General features: G+C 45.3%; 16 protein-coding genes and 1 pseudogene. 7 read left to right on the top strand and 10 right to left on the bottom strand.

Features of this window, described 5'->3' with window-relative positions; translation table 11 throughout:
• The coding region (locus ACMZ6R_RS03830) for an integrase core domain-containing protein (RefSeq protein ID WP_416109561.1) at positions 1–112 on the top strand (112 nt) is incomplete at its 5' end.
• 16 nt (positions 113–128) lie between these two features.
• Here ACMZ6R_RS03830 and ACMZ6R_RS03825 read toward each other — a convergent pair.
• From ACMZ6R_RS03825 to ACMZ6R_RS03805, 5 genes are all read right to left on the bottom strand, one after another.
• Positions 129–941 (bottom strand): hypothetical protein, encoded by an 813-nt coding sequence (locus ACMZ6R_RS03825; protein WP_416109559.1) that lies wholly within the window; start codon positions 939–941, stop codon positions 129–131.
• Positions 942–1,050: 109 nt separating this feature from the next.
• Positions 1,051–2,286, bottom strand: a complete 1,236-nt coding sequence (locus ACMZ6R_RS03820; protein ID WP_416109558.1) for a tyrosine-type recombinase/integrase — start codon at positions 2,284–2,286, stop codon at positions 1,051–1,053.
• Positions 2,287–2,992: 706 nt separating this feature from the next.
• On the bottom strand, positions 2,993–4,174 hold the full coding sequence (locus ACMZ6R_RS03815) for a DUF4238 domain-containing protein (RefSeq protein ID WP_416109557.1): 1,182 nt from the start codon (positions 4,172–4,174) through the stop codon (positions 2,993–2,995).
• 262 nt (positions 4,175–4,436) lie between these two features.
• A complete protein-coding gene (locus ACMZ6R_RS03810) occupies positions 4,437–5,717 on the bottom strand; it encodes a hypothetical protein (protein WP_416109556.1) in 1,281 nt (426 codons plus the stop codon).
• Positions 5,718–5,917: 200 nt separating this feature from the next.
• A complete protein-coding gene (locus ACMZ6R_RS03805; protein WP_416109555.1) occupies positions 5,918–6,241 on the bottom strand; it encodes an ArsR family transcriptional regulator in 324 nt (107 codons plus the stop codon).
• A 1,084-nt stretch (positions 6,242–7,325) separates the two neighbouring features.
• Between ACMZ6R_RS03805 and ACMZ6R_RS03800 the strand changes: the two genes are divergently transcribed.
• Genes ACMZ6R_RS03800 through ACMZ6R_RS03790 form a run of 3 tightly spaced genes read left to right on the top strand, consistent with a single transcriptional unit; the run spans position 7,326 to position 11,337 of the window.
• Positions 7,326–8,720, top strand: coding sequence for a protein kinase domain-containing protein (locus ACMZ6R_RS03800; RefSeq protein ID WP_416109554.1), 1,395 nt, complete (start codon positions 7,326–7,328; stop codon positions 8,718–8,720).
• 18 nt (positions 8,721–8,738) lie between these two features.
• A complete protein-coding gene (locus ACMZ6R_RS03795) occupies positions 8,739–9,896 on the top strand; it encodes an ATP-binding domain-containing protein (RefSeq protein ID WP_416109553.1) in 1,158 nt (385 codons plus the stop codon).
• A gap of 1 nt (position 9,897) precedes the next feature.
• A complete protein-coding gene (locus ACMZ6R_RS03790) occupies positions 9,898–11,337 on the top strand; it encodes a hypothetical protein (protein WP_416109552.1) in 1,440 nt (479 codons plus the stop codon).
• Positions 11,338–11,496: 159 nt separating this feature from the next.
• On the opposite strand, the gene ACMZ6R_RS03785 is transcribed toward ACMZ6R_RS03790, so the two are convergent.
• The 4 genes from ACMZ6R_RS03785 to istA all read right to left on the bottom strand — a co-directional run bounded on the left by ACMZ6R_RS03785 (position 11,497) and on the right by istA (position 14,899).
• Complete coding sequence (locus ACMZ6R_RS03785; RefSeq protein WP_416109551.1) at positions 11,497–11,817, bottom strand: ArsR family transcriptional regulator; 321 nt, start codon at positions 11,815–11,817, stop codon at positions 11,497–11,499.
• Positions 11,818–11,975: 158 nt separating this feature from the next.
• On the bottom strand, positions 11,976–12,395 hold the full coding sequence (locus tag ACMZ6R_RS03780) for a hypothetical protein (protein WP_416109550.1): 420 nt from the start codon (positions 12,393–12,395) through the stop codon (positions 11,976–11,978).
• A gap of 201 nt (positions 12,396–12,596) precedes the next feature.
• Complete coding sequence (istB, locus tag ACMZ6R_RS03775; protein ID WP_416109549.1) at positions 12,597–13,436, bottom strand: IS21-like element helper ATPase IstB; 840 nt, start codon at positions 13,434–13,436, stop codon at positions 12,597–12,599.
• On the bottom strand, positions 13,433–14,899 hold the full coding sequence (gene istA / locus ACMZ6R_RS03770; RefSeq protein WP_416109548.1) for an IS21 family transposase: 1,467 nt from the start codon (positions 14,897–14,899) through the stop codon (positions 13,433–13,435). Before istA ends, istB begins: the two co-directional genes overlap by 4 nt.
• A gap of 477 nt (positions 14,900–15,376) precedes the next feature.
• On the opposite strand from istA, the gene ACMZ6R_RS03765 reads away from it, so the two are divergent.
• Both ACMZ6R_RS03765 and ACMZ6R_RS03760 read left to right on the top strand, forming a co-directional pair.
• A complete protein-coding gene (locus ACMZ6R_RS03765) occupies positions 15,377–15,604 on the top strand; it encodes a hypothetical protein (RefSeq protein WP_416109547.1) in 228 nt (75 codons plus the stop codon).
• Positions 15,591–15,980: a DUF6573 family protein gene (locus tag ACMZ6R_RS03760; protein ID WP_416109546.1), complete on the top strand. Its 390-nt coding sequence runs from the start codon at positions 15,591–15,593 to the stop codon at positions 15,978–15,980. The genes ACMZ6R_RS03765 and ACMZ6R_RS03760 overlap by 14 nt, the downstream gene beginning before the upstream one ends.
• A 23-nt stretch (positions 15,981–16,003) precedes the next feature.
• Here ACMZ6R_RS03760 and ACMZ6R_RS03755 read toward each other — a convergent pair whose 3' ends face one another.
• Entirely contained in the window at positions 16,004–16,330 is a 327-nt protein-coding gene (locus ACMZ6R_RS03755) for a helix-turn-helix domain-containing protein (protein WP_043638945.1), read from the bottom strand.
• Positions 16,331–16,544: 214 nt separating this feature from the next.
• Between ACMZ6R_RS03755 and ACMZ6R_RS03750 the strand changes: the two are divergent.
• A pseudogene (locus ACMZ6R_RS03750) lies at positions 16,545–17,073 on the top strand (flagellin); the annotation flags it as partial.
• Positions 17,074–17,911 lie beyond the last annotated feature (838 nt).

Here is a 17,911-nt window from a genome sequence, read left to right as displayed (position 1 = left end):
ACTTGCGGCCTGGTTCGAGGACTACAACGAGATGCACCCCCACAAGGGGCTGCGGATGCTCTCGCCCAGGGAATTCATCCGCTTCTTAGCAACTGCGGGGTGTCCGGTTTGACGGGGGCAACTCCAGGTCAGAATTTTTGGTTAGCCTTGTAACTTTCTAGGAGAGCGCTTTCTTCAGTGGTCAAAGAAGGCATAGGCCTTTCTCCGCCAAACGAATCTTTGCTGAATCCTAGCTTTTCGCAATGATTCCAAGCGCGCTTTAGAAAAGCAGTCGGGACAGTCCATGTGTCACGTAAATTCAATAATGGCTGTCGCGTTCTCTTTTCAATCCTTGCCGTGGCCCATTTACATAAATACATGGAGAGATTGACCGAAACGTAGAAATAAAAAGAGTATAATCCCAACTCTACCTCATGTTCATCTTCGCCGTTTGCTATTGCCTTTTTAAATATCTCAAATGGGTTTGCTCCAGCTCCCCTAAACAGAAGTATTAATGCCGCATAGTAATAAGAAACATTTTTGTACTCGCTCCATATCTTCATCAATTTTGACCGGCTAATTTTCTTTAAATTTTCTATAATATAGACACTTTTAGAGACACTGCCCTCATGCCCAGCTTTGTCTAGCCTTAGAATATATATAAGAATTTCACCAGCTAGTAATCCATCCTTGAAACGCTCTATTCTCTCGTCTTCGTCGCATGGAATGTCCAGTATTAAGCGACACATTCCTTCGAGTAATGGGTTTTCCTGTCTAAAAGTATTCATCATATCGGTGTCTTCTTCTAGAGCAACAAACCGCAATAGCCTTATGCTTTCCTTTCTGAATAAGGTTTCAATACCCCTCTTAGCCACATTAGGATATGCCATAACGCTGAGAATAAGGGATGAAAAAAAACAGGGTGGAATTTTACCATGATTGATGCCTGGAATATATGTCATCTCAAGCCCCCTTCAGCTTCTCCCTTGAAAGAATCCAGGGCCAGACCGCCAAGGGAAGCGACTTTTCGGGATGAGTAGCTATTCCATCCCTAGGCCCTGGAAATGCTGTCTACTCGCCAGCCGCTACGTGCAACGGTGTCACCTTGGCGCCGACCTTGAGCCGGTCGAGGAAGTCGGCATAGGCCTGCATCATCTTGCGGCGTTCGGGCAGGTATTCCGCCCGATTGTAAGCCGCCCGGATGGAATTACGTTCAGCATGGGCAAGCTGACGCTCGATTAGGTCACTGTTCCAGCCCTGTTCGTTCAAGAGCGTGGACGCCATGGCCCGAAATCCATGTGCGCACATCTCGCCTTGTTCATACCCGAGGCGTCGCAAAGCCGCATTGAGGGTCATGTTCGACATGCAGCGGCCCTTGGTCCGGTTGCAGGGGAAAAGGAAGCGGTCATGGCCAGTCAGAGAACGAAGCTCCTCGATGATCTCCACAGCCTGCTTTGAGAGCGGTACAACATGATTTCGGCGCATTTTCATCTTCTCGGCAGGGATTGACCAGCGAGGACCGTCGGCGGCGTCCAGGTCGATTTCCGACCACTCGGCTTGGCGCAGTTCTCCAGGACGGACGAAGACGAGAGGAGCCAATCGTAGAGCTGCCAGGGTCACAGGACTTCCCTGGTAGCCATCTATGGCCCGCAGCAGTTGTGCCACGCCTTTGGGATCAATGATGGCCGGCCGGTTCGTGACGCGCCCCGGGGCCAATGCACCGCGGAGGTCCGCCCCGACGTTTCTTTCGGCAATGCCCGTGGAGATGGCGAAGGCGAAAACCGCCTCGCAGTACTGGCGCAGGCGCTTGGCCGTCTCATTATGCCCCTTCGCTTCGATCTCTCGAAGTGTGGGGAGGATCGCCGGGGCGCGAAGAGTCGTGATGGGGAAATGACCAAAGGCGGGAAAAAGGTGCTGTTCCATCCGGGCCAGGACCTTGGCGGCATGCCCCTCACTCCAGGCCTTGACCTGCTTGGCATGCCAATCTCGTGCCACGACCTCGAAAGTGTTTTCGTCTTCGGTTGCCTGGGCCTCGACAGCGGACTTTTCATCCTGCCGTGCTTTGCTCGGGTCTATGCCGTTGGCGATGAGCTTCCGGGCTTCGTCGCGGCGCTCCCGGGCGTCCTTGAGGGACACATCCGGGTAGACGCCGAGGGAGATGCGCTTCTCCTTGCCCCCATGTCGATACTTGAGACGCCACCACTTGCCCCCACTGGGGGAAACTTCCAGATAGAGGCCGCCACTGTCGAACAGCCGAAGGGCCTTGGCTCCCGGCTTTGCGTTGCGCACTGCGGTATCTGTGAGCATTGGGGGCAACTCCCTTGGGGGCAACTGCCCCCGCTCTCGGTTGCCCCCAGACTTGCCCCCACAGATATCGGATGTCAACGGACGTAAAAAAACGAAACCGGACTATCTCTAGCCCGGTTTCGCTAATCTTTCCAGGTTGTTCCGGTCCTTATCGGACCGTCCTGGACTCTAATATGGTGCCGAAGGGGGGACTCGAAAGCAAAACCAACATAACATACTGATTTTACTGATACTCTCTTCAGCCCAAGAGCCAAAAACTGGTCCATTTTGTACCATCATTTTGTATCATATTATAGTCCCGGAGGGACTCGAATTCAAGCCCCTTTCCACTTCACAAAACGAAAAAAAGGAACCCTAAGGTTCCTCCAAATAAGGGGCTCTACCACTTGCGTGTCAAGCAAGTGCTCTCCCCCTGAGCTACGCTCCTATAAACAGAATCAGGGAAGGGGATATCTATTCCGAACTCTTCCCGAAGTCAACCCTAAATTTTCCATTCCCCAGAAATTTTCGGGTACCAAAGACGTTGGCGCTTGTTGGCTCGTCGTTGGTCGGAGGGGACTACACTCCCACGGGCTGGGAGGTCAAGAAATTTTTCGCGGGACGGAGGTGAAAAAGGACTTTGGGGAGAGATGGATAGTAAAATAGTTAATTATTTCAGCATGTTATATCGAAGTATGGCTCAATGTGTTTGTGTTTCCAATGCACCTCAAGAATTGTCCAACTTTTTTTCTATAAATCCAAAAATACTAGCGAAATCATCATCACGTAATTGCATATCTAAAGAATAATCACTTCTAGCAACATCTCCAACAAATTCTTTTACGCATCCAGTAGCTAGTAGGTTATAAATCAAACCAGAGATGACGCTATTTACTTCAATATGTTTAATGTAAAGCCTAGGTTCTTTTTTCATTTTTTTTGGCAATACACAAAAACAATAATTAGGGTCAATGGGAAATATCACATACTTTTCACCATTTAAATAGCCAACGAGTCCAGAATTATCTGGAAAAACAAACTGTGATTTCTCTGAATGTAAAAGGCACCATTCATTGCCTATCAGTTCTTCGTGCCACATTTCAAATGTTCTATTGTTTTTTATCATCAAATCGTATACACTCTGAAGTTGTTCATTCGAAGGGATATTTTTAGCCCCATATTTTGAAAGAATACCAATTATATTACTATACAAATTGTCAATATACGACGGAGATCTAAGGAATTGCATTGCCAGGAACCACACCAAAGACTCCTGATCTAAAGGATTTAAACCTTTAAGATTTAAAACCTTGGGGATCCTCTCCAGTGCATGACCTTCTATTAATTGAAACTTATTCTCACTAAACAACGAATACAAATTTATTCTATACCCCCAGTTGCCGAAGGAGGTAATCTTATATTCAATTTTACCATTTATAATCCTACAGACTCTGATCGAATCATTTTTTGACCAATATCTTTTCAAGAACGATCTTGGGATAAAATGATTATCATTTTTACAAATTTTTGGTGTATCAATACTTTTTTTGGCTGGCAATACTTTTTTCCCAGCAACTAATGATCGTTTCGCCCAACGATCAGAGTATTTACGCAACAACACTTCAGATATTTTTTTTGGCATTTTTAAAAATAAACTTGTTGCCTCTTTATCAAAAACCAATCTTGAATCTTCGTTCTTAATATTATCTTTTAAATTTTCAACTGTTTTATACACAATAAGACCAACGCTGGCAATGACTTCGCCAAATTCTGCATACATATTTTCGTGTAAATTCGGCATTGATGGCCACGCGAGTTCCATCGCTGAAGTAAGAATATCCATCACCGTAGATTCAATTAACATATCTATTTCGGCTGGGAAAATATTCTCACTATTCGATGAGACCATAGGCGTTCCTGTTCAATACACCTTAACTATTTACAATTATTAATAAAAACAAAAAATACTCACATCACCTTCTTCACAGGACGACGTGGGTCATGATGCGCAACTATTCCCAAATAATCCAGTTAGCTACTTTTCTCCAAACACAATCTTCCCCTCTTCCAAGCAGGAGACCTTGAACTCAAAACGCCTTGGTTGAAGCTGAAGATTTTCTATAACTATTACATCTATCAAACATTGTTAACAGACTAGCTCCCCAAAAAAGTCAAGGTTTAATCACAGAAATTTCCAATTTCCCCGTACGCCAGTCATCAAATTCCGAACAAAAAATATCTATGCCCAAAGAATGTACACCTTCAACCGCCGAAGGCTTTGCCATTAAATAAAAGACATCCTTATCAATCACAACATCGTGTTTATGCAATATTTTATCAGCCCAAAAAACTATTTTTGGAGATTTGTCCGACAAAAAGCATGCTGATGTTCTATTATATGCCGAGTGAATATCAATGAGGTCAGCAATAGGTTGCGGTGAAAGCATTGCATTAAATGCCCCACTGTATAGCGCTGCACCTTGAATAAGACTAGCTGGCTGCGGTGGTTCAGGAACAGGCATCTGTGGTTTATTTAGCGCATCCTTTAAGGATTTAAGCTTTTCTAATGCAAATATCCAATCGGGAAGCGTAACTTCAATTCTCACATCACTTGCTGTTGCTATCCCAATATTTGACACTAATAATGTTACTTGAGCAGGCCTATACTTATACTCTGTAGCTAAATAATTGTAATACGAACTTTCGCAATCGATTTTAGCAATAAACTGTTTTGCCTTTTCAATATAGTTATCAACTTTTTTACCCCACGAACGATCTATCCGCCCATCAATTTTTTGAACATTCTCAATTGCTTTTTCCATCTCCTCTTTGAGTTCGTTACTCGTCGGCATTTTTAAAATAGTTAAAACAAACCCATCAGACCCCTCGTTGACAGCTGGAGATTTCCATTTTACCTCAAGATCGGGAAGCTTTTCCGGGCCAGTGTTTTTTCCGCACTTGATTAAATCGTGAAGACTACTTTTAAAAGCTGCTACTAAATTATTTCTTACTTCAGACTTGATTCCATCCTGGGCAAGGCTATAATTCATTCTTCGGTGTTGCCGAATATCAAAAGGCAAATCATCTCCATCACCATAGTTTTCATTGAAAAACAATACTATCCTTTCCCAACCCAAAATAGCAATTGCATATCCAAGCTCTAAAAGAACATTTGGATTTGGCGATAAACGCTTAGACTCTTCTTTATCACCAGTCACAATAGAAATATCTGCAACGAAAGCATCGCTTGACTGTATCTTTTTTAAAATTTCTTGACTTATATTAGGAGCACCGGGGCTACCTTGAGTATCTCTGTCAAGCGTCAAATACAATTCATATTCTTCATTCTTATTGACATGCTCGATAGCTTTCTTTATTACAGACTCAATGAAACCACGGTTTGTATTATTTGGAAGATCAGATTGCCATGAATAAAAAATGGTATATTTCACTACAAATCCTAAAGACAAGCAATAATCCTGCCGTGATAGACAACACCATTGGATGCTTTATTAAACTAATAAAACATCGAAACATCCTGACAAAATTTCAAAAAAATTTATACCACCACTCCCCCAACAAATAAAGACCCACGCCAACCAATTTTCCTGGACGACGTGGGCCTCGAAGCACAACCATCCGAAAATTCGAGCTAATTCTTCTTCTCCAGAACAATCTTCCCTTCTTCCAGGCATGAGATTTTAAATACGTCACCTTGGCTGAACCCGTAGTTGGTAAGCAGGGCTGCGCTCAAGTGGATTCCGTTCTTCCCGAACTTCGAAGCACCACCGACAGCGCGCTCCTCCATGCCGGCAATCTTATAAAACTGCTCATCCAGCTGGATCAGCTTGGCCAAGTAGGTTTTCAGCTGCGGTTTCTTCACTCCAAAAGCGTCCATGATCTGCTGGGCATTTTTGCCTTCTTTGATCAGGTCACGAAGCTTCACCGCATCGAATTTGGATTCTCCACGAGCCATAGTTCAATCTCCTTCGTTTTCGGTGTCTGTTTGTTCATCTCAAATCGTATCTCAAAAACGAAGGATGTCAACAGAAGTAGCTCGAAAGCTGATTAATCCTTTTTAACGGCAAAATGTGCTTAAAAGCTAATGTCCAACAATACGCATAAGTCAAAAACGAAAGAAAAATCGTATTTGAAAAATCACGGTATTAGAAATGGATAACTTACCAGCACTGCTCTACCCTCCTCCAGGACCAGTGATGGGGCTGGTTCAACCATATTGGCACGGATCGGGACTGAAAAATCGCAGGACTCTGCGAGTGAGCACCCTATTTGTGCGTTGATTCCAGCAAAACCTAGCTATCTCGCTGATATTCAAAAGAAAAGACCAAACTGACTTTTGTGTCGCTGATCCTCCTCCGAGGAAAGTATGTCACTGCCCAATCAGCTGAAAAACGGGAAATGCAGGAAGCTGCATTTCTAAACTAGCTAAAATAGCAACAGTTTCTCCGAGTAAGCAGCCGAAGCCCACCCCGGGGAAAAATCGGGGTTTGGGCTTTACCCTCGTACCACCCCTTATTTCGCATCAGACTGTCCCCTCCTGGACTGTTTTGTGCTCGCCAAGTGGTTTTGGGGATTTTTTCATGCAGGGAGGAGAAATGGATTGACGGGGATGGCAGAAGATGAATAGTAAATAGGTTAAGTATCTTAGCAAAAACAACCACGGTTTACGAGGTAATAGCCGCGTCAACTTACACTAATTCTAATAATTTCCGGTGGGTATGAGACGCACCATCAGCGAATTTGGATGTTGTTATCCTAACTAACCAGTGATATAGGTTGAACTAAATACGGCCATGCATAGGTGTAGCTGCAACACCAAACAATTTAACTGTCTTAGCGAAACCAAAATTAGCAGATACAAGAATAATCATTTTATCGCGACGGAATAGATTGACTTAGACAATCTATTGGCCCTGCAAGGCAAAAAGTAATTATCTGATTCAAAGAAATAAGCTTGCTCTATTTAATCCAGAAATTCATACTATTTAATGTCGAGTCTAAAAAAATTGACAAGATACACTTGATTGGAGTCAATCAATATGGACAATATTCGCGCTAAAAGAATTTCGTCAGAATTATTGGGGAAAAATATTGATGGATGGGAATTGGAGCGTTACATAAATTGTGGTAAATCAGCATTGGTATTTCAAGCAAAGAAAGACGACACAACTTCAGCATTAAAAATATTTGACCCTGAGCTTGTGGAAAAATACGGGAAAGAAACACAAATTTCTAGGATTGAAAGAGAAAAAGAACTTATTGAGAATGGCCATCAAAATATAGTAAAAATTTTTGGCGGTGGAGAATGTAAAGATACAAATTATTTATATGTAGCGATGGAATTTTTACCATACAATAATTTACACCAACAGATTGCGTACATATCAAATGACAAGATTAAAGGAATTATCACGCAACTTGCGAATGCAGCAAAGCATCTTGAAGATTTAGGACTCGCCCACCGAGACATAAAACCTGAAAATATTTGCATAACAGATGACTTTAATGAAATAAAACTATTAGATCTTGGGGTACTAAAACCAATCAGTGACTCAGACATGACAGATGACGGTGGGCATAAGTTTTTTATAGGCACATTGCGGTATAGCCCCAAAGAATATCTATACAGAGTAGAGTCCGACGACATTGAAGGTTGGCGAGCCATAACATTTTATCAGATTGGCGCAGTTCTGCATGATTTGATAATGAAAAAACAATTATTTTCTGAATATGAAGAGCCCTTCGCTCTACTAGTTGACGCCGTAAAAGAAGTAACTCCTAAAATTGATTCAATTACAGCCGTCCCAGAACTATCAACAATATGCAGGCGCTGTCTTGTTAAAGATCCAACAGTAAGATTGTCACTTGTCAAATGGGAAGATTTTGAGTTTAAAGAAGAAGACAACAGTATTGATCTCATCAAGGCTCAGATACTAAAAAATAGGTTGCTAGTCCAAAGTCAGTCTAAGCCTAAACGCACATCAGAACAAGAGAATTTCAAACGGGAAATATTTTTAAAAGAAATTTCCGAACTAATAAAAGCAGATATTATTGAAACTTGCTGCACTCCAATGGATATTTTCCCTCGAAGGACAATTGTAACTAGATTTAATTCTTCAAAAACAATCCTAACCATTAAACTCTCATTTGAGAAATCACTGAAAAACGGATTATTTTTTAACCCAAGCATTCTTTTTACGATAGAAGCGATAGACGTAGTCGATAAAATATTCAAAATACAATACGCTGCAATTGGAACTAAAGATGCTCCCAAAATAGAGCTTTTTGATTCTTGCCCCCCTCAAACACTATATACTGGCCATCGTGATGATTCAGATTTTAAGCAAACGATAATGCTCTTGTTATATAATCTAATAAAAATCGCGCAAGAAACTGAACTTGGCAATGAAGCATCAACAGCAATAAAGCTCTAGAACGCAGGTCAAACAACAATGGACAACACCTGGTGGGTTAAACAAGAAGATCTAGACGCGGATCAACAAAAAGTCATCCAATTACCTCTTGATGGAAGTTTTGCGATATTTGGCCCTCCAGGGTCAGGGAAAACTAATTTACTGCTTCTTCGGGCTAATTATTTAACACTAGCAAACAGGCCAAATGTTTTAATTTTATCGTTTACGCGTTCTTTACGAGAATTTATAACAAGCGGTGCGCACAGATATTCATTTTCTACGGAGAAAGTTAAAACATATCATCGGTGGGCTATTGATTTTTTAAGAGAAAATGGAATTTTATTTTCCTTTTCAGGTGACTTCGCTCAAACGAGAGCCGAGTTGCAGCTTGCGCTGCAAGATATTATTGCAAGTGAAAAAATTTCAGATGTTTATGACGCCATCTTATTGGATGAAGCGCAAGACTACACTGGAGAAGAAATAAATATTTTGAACACACTAGCTAAAGATATTTATGCGGTTGGGGATCTTCGACAACGAATTTTCCAACCAAACAGTTCAATACAAATGCTAGAAGCTTTAACTGATGACCAAATCGAGCTGACATATCACTACAGGAATGGCTTAAAAATTTGTAAATTTGCTGACGGACTAGACAAATCACCCGGCAAATATATATCACTCGAGCAAACTTCAAATTATAACGAAACAGACCTTCCCTCGTCGGTCACTAGGCACAAATGTCTATCCTTAGAAGAGCAATTCGCAAAAATCGAAGAAAAAATTATTGACCAAGCCATGGCATACCCAGAAGAACTGATTGGTATAGTTTGCCCACGCCGCGATGAATTAAACAAAATTGCCGATCTGCTTAGACATGCACCCTTTGCGAACAAATGCACTATTCAAAGCACTGATGGATACATTTCCCCGACCGATGATACAAATATTTGTTTACTTACGATACATAGCGCCAAGGGACTAGAGTTTAGAGCACTCCATATTGCAGCTTGTGATACATTGAAGCGCTTCCCTTTAAACAGAAATATGCTATTCACGGCAGCGACAAGAGCAAAAACATCTCTTGATCTTTATCACGAAAATGATATATCCGGATATATTGAGTCGGCCCTTGTTCCGTTTGAGCCGATAAAACACTTGCCCACGGTAAAAGATGCGTTTGGAATGGTGAAGTAATATGTGGTTTTGTAAAACAGAAAAAAAACATTTAATTGATGCGCTTTCGGGGCGTTTCAATGTGCTTGAGTACTCGGTATCTTCAAATGAAAAATATTATTCGAATTTATACGACGATCAAATAGCCCTTTGCTGGGGTGATGACCCCAAAAAAAATCACAATCGACCTTTTACAATCATCATCCCCAATGGCAATTCGACAGATTTTTTGGCTTGGACGCAAACATATTTGCAAGATTATCGGCCAATAACAACCTTCCATCGAGTCATTGAGGAAGATATTTTTTTTAATTATTTTTTAAACAACAATATAGACATCAATCAAGATCTATCAAATTCAGCAATTGCAATCATAATTTCTGAAGCTTATACATTGGCATCAAATCTACCAAAAATTGATTTGCTTTCAATGGTTGCTTGCAAAAGCACTTTATCTTACTGTCTGAGTCAAGCTTTTTTCTCTTTTCAGGATACCGGTCTTTATTATGAGCTTGCGCAGAGATGGGTTAACATCAGGTCAAAAAATGGACAGAAATCTTTCTCTTCGAGCATAGATATTTTAGTACTTATTTTTGAAATACTGCACTCATTAAAAAATAACACACTAAGCAAACATACTAGCTACAATATGAACTTTTCTTCATTTACAACCACAACAAAAAATGAAGCCCATAGATCCATCCTATTCAAAGCTGCGCTCAATCTACATCAGAGCTTTAACGGGGTTATTGACGATGATATTTTATATGACATATCTTCTGGCAACAAAACAATAGCCAATATAAATTTCCTCACTAAAGAAACAAGAGAAGCTCGAATTCGGTTTACAAGAACTTTTTTTAGTGAAAACCATTTAGATGATTGTGCCAATGACATATTTGCTTCTTTTTTAGGTGGATATGTATTATACCTGATAGCGCCTGGATCAATTTCATTTTACGACGTTGCGTCAGAAGCTCAAGCAAAATACAAATTTATTTTTTTATTTTACGGAATGTTCGCTGGTTTATACAAAAAAAATGAAATACTTTCTGGCTATAATTCTTTAGGCAGGTATATATATCGTTGTTGTCGAGACCAAGGATCTGTGACTGATTTCCCTCAAGCTGATATTTCGTTTGACGAATACATGCTAATTTCAAACAACACATCCTTAGAAAACCTTAGAAGAGGAAGCGCAACATTCGCATCAGTCGAAATTTTTCCAACGGTCACGGCTCTTGTGGGGATAAAAACAAATCCAAATGAAGCCAACTTGACTAAATCCAGTGACAATTTCAGTGCGGAAAAATTGATATTTATTAATCAAAACATCAATCGAATACACGCTTTATTGTACGAGATGCAATCTGCTCTTACCCCAAACGACCTTCTTCATTCGAAAACTTCTTCTCCCAAAAAAAATAAAAAAAATACTTCGACGTCTTCTTTAAAGAAATAACCCCAAAATATTTTATTGGCAATCAACAATAACAAACACTAGATCTAAAATTCATCATTCATTACTTAAACCAAGTTTAAAATAAAGACCAACGTCCCCTCTCTTCACAGGACGACGTGGGCCATGACGCGCAACTATTTCCAAACAATCCAGCTAACTTTACTTTTTCTCCAGCACAATCTTGCCCTCTTCCATGCACGAGATTTTAAATTCGTCGCCCACGGTGAACCCGTAATTCTTCAACATCGTTGGGCTCAAACGAACCCCAGCAGCGGCATACTTGACGTTCCCTGATACTGCCCGGTCCCCCATCCCTTCGATGGAGTAAAACTTCTCATCCATCTGCATCAACTTCAAGAGATGGGCTTTCAAAGTAGTTTTGTTGATTCCAAACGTATCGATGATTTGCTGGGCAGTCTTCCCTTCGGTGATCATGGTGCGAAGTTTCACAGCTTCGAATTTCGATTCTTTTCCAGGCATGGGGATAGCTCCTTATGAGGTAAATGATGACAAGATTTGACAGAGAATAGCTTTATGACAATCAATGTCAACTTGTTTCTACAGGAAGCGCAGCCCTAGAATATTTACGGCAAAAAGCGATAGACCTTCAACAAAAATAAATTTCATAATTCTCAGCCTTAAGCTGCTAATAGTGCACGGGTTATAATATCTCTTGATTTGTTAATAAATTCCAGCATTGCCTGTGCTGCCTTATCTCCATCCGCCCCAGCGAAGGCATGCTCTATCCTGAGGGATGGCCATTTTTTATTAGAACGCGCCACAGCATAGTCCAATGCAAATCCCTGAATAGTTTTTACTTTTGTCGCCACTTCGTTCAATACATTTCCTAACCACACCAAATTTTTATTTTCAATATGCAACTCATCGAACAGCACACCATCTTTTCTATCTAATCTAAATTCATAATGCAACTGTGTTGGCCACCTATCGACTAAAATTTTTACGTACAAATCTTTTTCAACGGGAGTTAAGCTGCAACCCTGCGGACAAATTCTGTCAAAACAATTTGTGGCTTGAAACAATAGAGGATGAGTCATAACGATCTCCTTTAACTGGGACCAAGTTATTTCAGGCTTTTCTGATGGTGCAAAGGCTTAAAAATCGCAGGACTCTGCCATCGGACACCATCCTTTCTGGTCCGAAACTTCCCCCACAACTATTATCGCCAAATCTGATCCAACTGCCTAACTTGATATCATATCTGCTCAGCGTCAATTACCCCTGGGCACTGACGACAACTATTCTTGTGCACGCACCTCGGCTTCAGCCAAGCGATCTTCGGGTATGAGTTCAGCGCCGCGTCCGTGGTCATTGCCGCGAAGCTGAATGTCCGCATTCCGCTTTTGCGCTTCCTGGTTCCGGTAACTCTGGCCGGTCAGCTCCAGGATGACGCAATGGTGGACCATCCGGTCGATGGCCGCCGCCGTTGTCATGGAATCTTTAAAGATTTTGTCCCATTGCGAGAATACGAGGTTGCTGCTGATCAGTACGCTGCCGCGCTCGTAGCGCTCAGCCAGGAAGGTGAAAAGCACTTCCATCTCCTCGCGGTCCTGCTGTACGTAGCCGATATCATCGAGGATCACCGCCTCAAACCGGTCCAGCTTTTTGAGTTCCTTTTCCAGGATCAAATCACGTTTGGCCACGAGCAGCTTCTGGACCAGCCGGTAGGCCGGGATGAACAGCACCTGATGACCACGCCGGACAAGCTCATGGCCGATGGCGCACAGCAGGTGCGTCTTTCCCCGTCCCGGGAGGCCAAAGGCCACGATGTTCTCCGCTCGTCCCAGGAAGTGTCCCTCGCACAGGGAGGGCAGCATCTTCTTCACGCGTTCCGGCAGAACGGTCATGTCCAGACTCGCCAGCGTTTTGTCCCTTGGCAGGCCAGACGCTTTCAGGAGACGCTCGATCCGGTCCTGTCGCCTGTCTTCCAATTCAATTTCGGCCAGATGCTGTAAATATTGCTGATGGCTCCAGCCCTGGCTCTCGGCTGTGCCCGACATTTCCTGGAAGCAAGCGGCAAATGACGACAAGTGCAAGGCCTTGAGACAGATCGCGAGACCGCCGGATTCAGGAATCATACGCAACCTTCCTGGCGATGGAGCAGGTTGTCGTAAATCAAGAGATCGACCACTGGCGCGTCCATGACCATGGCCGCGAGCTTGTCGCCGTCGGTGACCATCGCCTTGACCCCCTCGGCACTAATCGGCGTCTTGGTCTCTAGAAGAAGTTCCAGGGCCGCTTCAACATCGGACTCCATCGTTGATGCCGCCAGATGGAGGATGCGCACGTACTCCTTGTCGGCCTTGTTCTCCTCAAGTTTGGTCCGCAACGCGTCATAAGCACGTCGAAAAACCAGTGAAGGAAAGAGATCCTCTCGGTAACGGTAGAGGCGAAACGCGCCGGGCTTTTTCACAAGAGACCAGATGACGTGACGATAGTTGATCCTGTGTCCACCCCGGCCCAGGAGCCGAGGAGTGCTGAGTTGCATCTTGCCGCCGTAATAGACGTCGATCCTGCCTTCATAGACTCTGACCCGGAGTTTCTCGCCAATCAGCCTGGAGGGCACGGAATACACGTTCTTCTTGATGGAGAGGGTGCTCCAGGAACTGACCCGGGTATCCACTTCAATGAATTCGGGAAGTCGGGCCATGGTCACCGGCCGCATCACGGCAAGTTCCTCGCCAAGCTTCGTTTTCCGTGGCCGATTCGTCTTGGCCAGCATCTGCCACAGCCACCTTTCGTAGGCTGCGGCGCTTTCAAAGTCGCTGCTGCCGCGCATGATAAGGTATTGCTTGAGCCGGTTTTTCAGTCCCCGATGTATGGCCTCGACATCGCCGTTCTGCTCCTTCGCACCGACGGCAATTGTCCTGGGAATCATGCCGAAATGACGGATCATATCCATGTATTCCACATTGAAGTCTCGCTTGCCGCTGGTCAGATCGTGGGTGGCCGCCGTGGAATTGTCTGTTTGATGGAACAGTGGCGCGTGGCCCAACCGAAATAACGCTTCCTGGACGCCTCGCTTCAGCGCCGCCAGCGATTCGGAGTGGCAGACCGTGACCCATTCCCAGTTGGAGTATGGCAGCACCGGATGGCACAGCATATGCGGAAAGGCCTCGCCCTGGATGGTCACGCCGAGTTTGCTGGCCCAGGTGAAATCGGTCTGCATGGCCTCGCCGGCCCGATGGGCCTGGGGGAAGAAGACTTCTTTGTCCGGTCCTGCAAGTCCTCGCCACTGCCTGATCCGGCGCTGTAAGGTCCGAAGCTGGCCTGGTTCATACTCGTCTGGGAAGCGGTCCAGTAAATTCTCAAAAATCGTAATGGCTTCAAGCGCTGGGTCCGCCGTAAGACGCGCTTCTATTTCCGCCCAATGATTCAGGAAGGGGTCAGGCCGTGTTCGCCAGTCCCGTACCTCCTTCATTTCAGAGGGGAGTCTGCCTTCCTTGAGATACTTTGCCGCCGTATTGCGGCTCATGCCGGCCTTGAGCCCGGCTATTCCGGTCAGCCCTGTTTTGGTCTTCTCTCGCATCAGCTTTCTCACCTGCGCATCCTTTATCATTTCAGCTGGCTACCCTCTTTCCTCGGGGGAGACAGCCGCCAGCCTCCAAGGGGAGGAGGATGCACAATTCTAATTGTCGCTGATGCTCAGGAGTAATTGTCGCCGATCACATATCTGCTGAAAATCAAAAAGTGCAGCTTCCTGCATCGCATAACATCCTGGGATATCGCTAGTTTCTCTTAGAACTCTTCCCAGCCCCGGCTCCCCTGCCCTGGGCCAGCCCATCCCCTCGGACACCCCTCCCCAACCCTCTCTACCGGCCCCGTCCTGGGGTTTTCCCAGCTGGACCTTCCCCTTTGCCCCGGCTCCCACGAAACCTCAGGGAATCCCAGCCTCGGCCCAAAGTCCGATTTCCATAGGGCTATTCCCAAAATCCCCCAAGCTCCCGTGACCGCCTCCCCTCCTCCAGGGTATCCTTCCCCAAAACTACCTCTGTAGTGCAGCCCCAGAAGGACACATATGGAACCACAAGACCTCGAAAATCTGGACCTAAAATCAGCAATCATCAGCGCGTTCCGACCAATTGAGCAACTCTTCAAGATCATGGACACCACCGCCATCGAAGTCGATGGAGCGATACTCCGTAGCTATGCCGAAATTGGACTCGAACTTACAGGGAACTTTCGCAAGAAACTTGAAAACTTGCTGAACTCAAACCAGGATGGTCCTGAAAATGCCGACCGATAAATCTTTTGGAAACGTCATCTACTCCTACTCCAGGGAACAGGCGATTGCTGACGGAGTCCTCGTCGACATCACCGAGCAAGCGAAAGCCACCGGCTTCAAGTTGCCCACCGTGGTCACCGACAACCTGTATCATCATTATATAGAACCGCCAGCGGGGCTGGCTGGCGAGGGGCAGTCCGTGACGGGCAGGCTCCATGATCTCCTGACGCTGGCACTGTTCGCAGCCAAGAGGGCGGTCAACTCAGACAGGGTCTATTTCAAAGTGAGCTTCCTGATGTCCCCAGGACGATCAGAATCCGTCGAGGTCATCGCCCATATCGGCCCTGGCGACAGCGCGGAACCGGTCCTGACGATCATGCTCCCTGAGGACGATTGAGCGGTGACGCGGGAAAACCCAGGTCATTTCTGGATCAGCACCCGGGCCATGGTCAGGATCGCTCGCACTTGCTCTTCACTGGCCCCGGCCAGCAACTCCAGAAGTTCTTTCTGCACCTGCTCCCGCGTCATGCCGACATCCCCGAGGTCAAAGAGGGATGCCAAATCTTCCTCGAGTGCGGCGGATAACCTTTCGATATTCACCAAGGTCGGATTCCCCCTGCCCCGTTCGATCTCCCCAACGCTTTGGAGGGACAGCCCCGCCCGCTCCGCAAGCTGCTCCTGGGTCATGTCCTTTGCCCGGCGCAATGCCCGGACACGTTTCCCGAAAACCTTAAGAATCTCGCCCATGGAACCGTCCTTTTCGGACAGTCTAGGGCTAGCACGTCGTTCTTATAAGAAAGTTAGGTATGTAATTTGCTAGATATTAACAAGTAAACTTTATTTTATGACAATTTTTCCGCCTGAGCCTTGATTTCTGGCGGTTCAGGCCCCGGGCCACCGGAAAATAATTCCGGTGATTTGCCGGGAAATGCCCGCTGAACAAGGAAGGAGATGCCGCCCCATGGCATTGATCATAAACCACAACCTCATGGCGATGAACTCCGCCAGAAATTTGTCAAACCACTATGGGGCGCTGAGCACGTCGACCCAGCGGTTGTCGTCTGGGCTGCGGATCAATTCCTCTGCCGACGACGCTGCCGGACTCGCTGTCCGGGAGTTGATGCGATCTGATGTCGCCACCATGAACCAGGGGATCAGGAACGCTAACGATGCCATCTCCATGATCCAGACAGCGGATGGGGCATTACAAGTAGTCGATGAAAAGTTGATTCGGATGAAGGAACTGGCTGAACAAGCTGCCACAGGAACTTACACTGACGATCAAAGGCTGATTATTGATTCTGAATACCAAGCCATGGCGAGAGAAATACAACGGATATCAGAAAGTACTGACTTCAATGGTATTCATCTTCTCAATGGAAACTTATCTGGAGTGCATGACGGCAGCAACCTCGAATCTACCGGGGCAGCTAAGATTCACTTCGGAACAGGCAATGACAGTGCCGAGGATTACTACTATTTGAATATCGATAGCTCGAAAATTGAAAGCATATTTGATCCAGGCGACACCGCAGTCGGCGCATACGAGCCAGACGAAAACCTGTTTCTGAATAGAACATCCGGGGATGTCCTGGTCAACACGACCACGGTGGACAATCAGCGCGATTCCAGCCTCGCTTCACTAGAGGACGGCAACATCGTGGTAGTTTGGAACTCGGATAACCAGGACGGCTCTGGCTGGGGAGTGTATGGCCAGATCATGAGCCAGAACGGGGAGAAGGTGGGTAGCGAGTTCCAGATTAATAGCGAAACGAGCAACGACCAAAATGAACCTTCAGTAGCCCCGCTCAACGACGGTGGTTTTGTCGTCACCTGGACATCGAGCGGTCAGGACGGTTCCGGCACTGGCATTTACTCCAAGATATACAACGCAGACGCCAGCGTTCGCACCGGGGAATCACAGGTCAACACGACTACGACGAACAATCAGTACCAATCCAATGTCACGACGACATCATCTGGATATTTCGTCACGTGGACTTCGAACAGCCAGGATGGCTCGGGCGATGGCATCTACGGTAAATTTTATGACAAGAGTGGCAACGTGCTGGTGGATGAATTCCAGGTCAATACGACAACAGCAAATGACCAGCGATATTCACGTGCTTCGCAACTTGACAATGGCAATATTGCTGTCGCTTGGTTTGCACAGGATAGCGACGGATGGGGAGTCTTCACACAAGTAGTTGACCCGCAAGGCAATCTTATCGGTTCTGAAACTCAAGTGAACACAACTGAGGTTGACTCCCAAAACTACATAGATATCGCAGCGATTGACGGGAATCGATTCGTTGTCACTTGGAACAA

The sequence above is a fragment of the Solidesulfovibrio sp. C21 genome (assembly GCF_047785625.1).
Classification (GTDB): Bacteria; Desulfobacterota; Desulfovibrionia; order Desulfovibrionales; family Desulfovibrionaceae; genus Solidesulfovibrio.
Note: the sequence above shows the minus strand (reverse complement) of the source record. Positions and strands in the feature narration are given on the sequence as shown.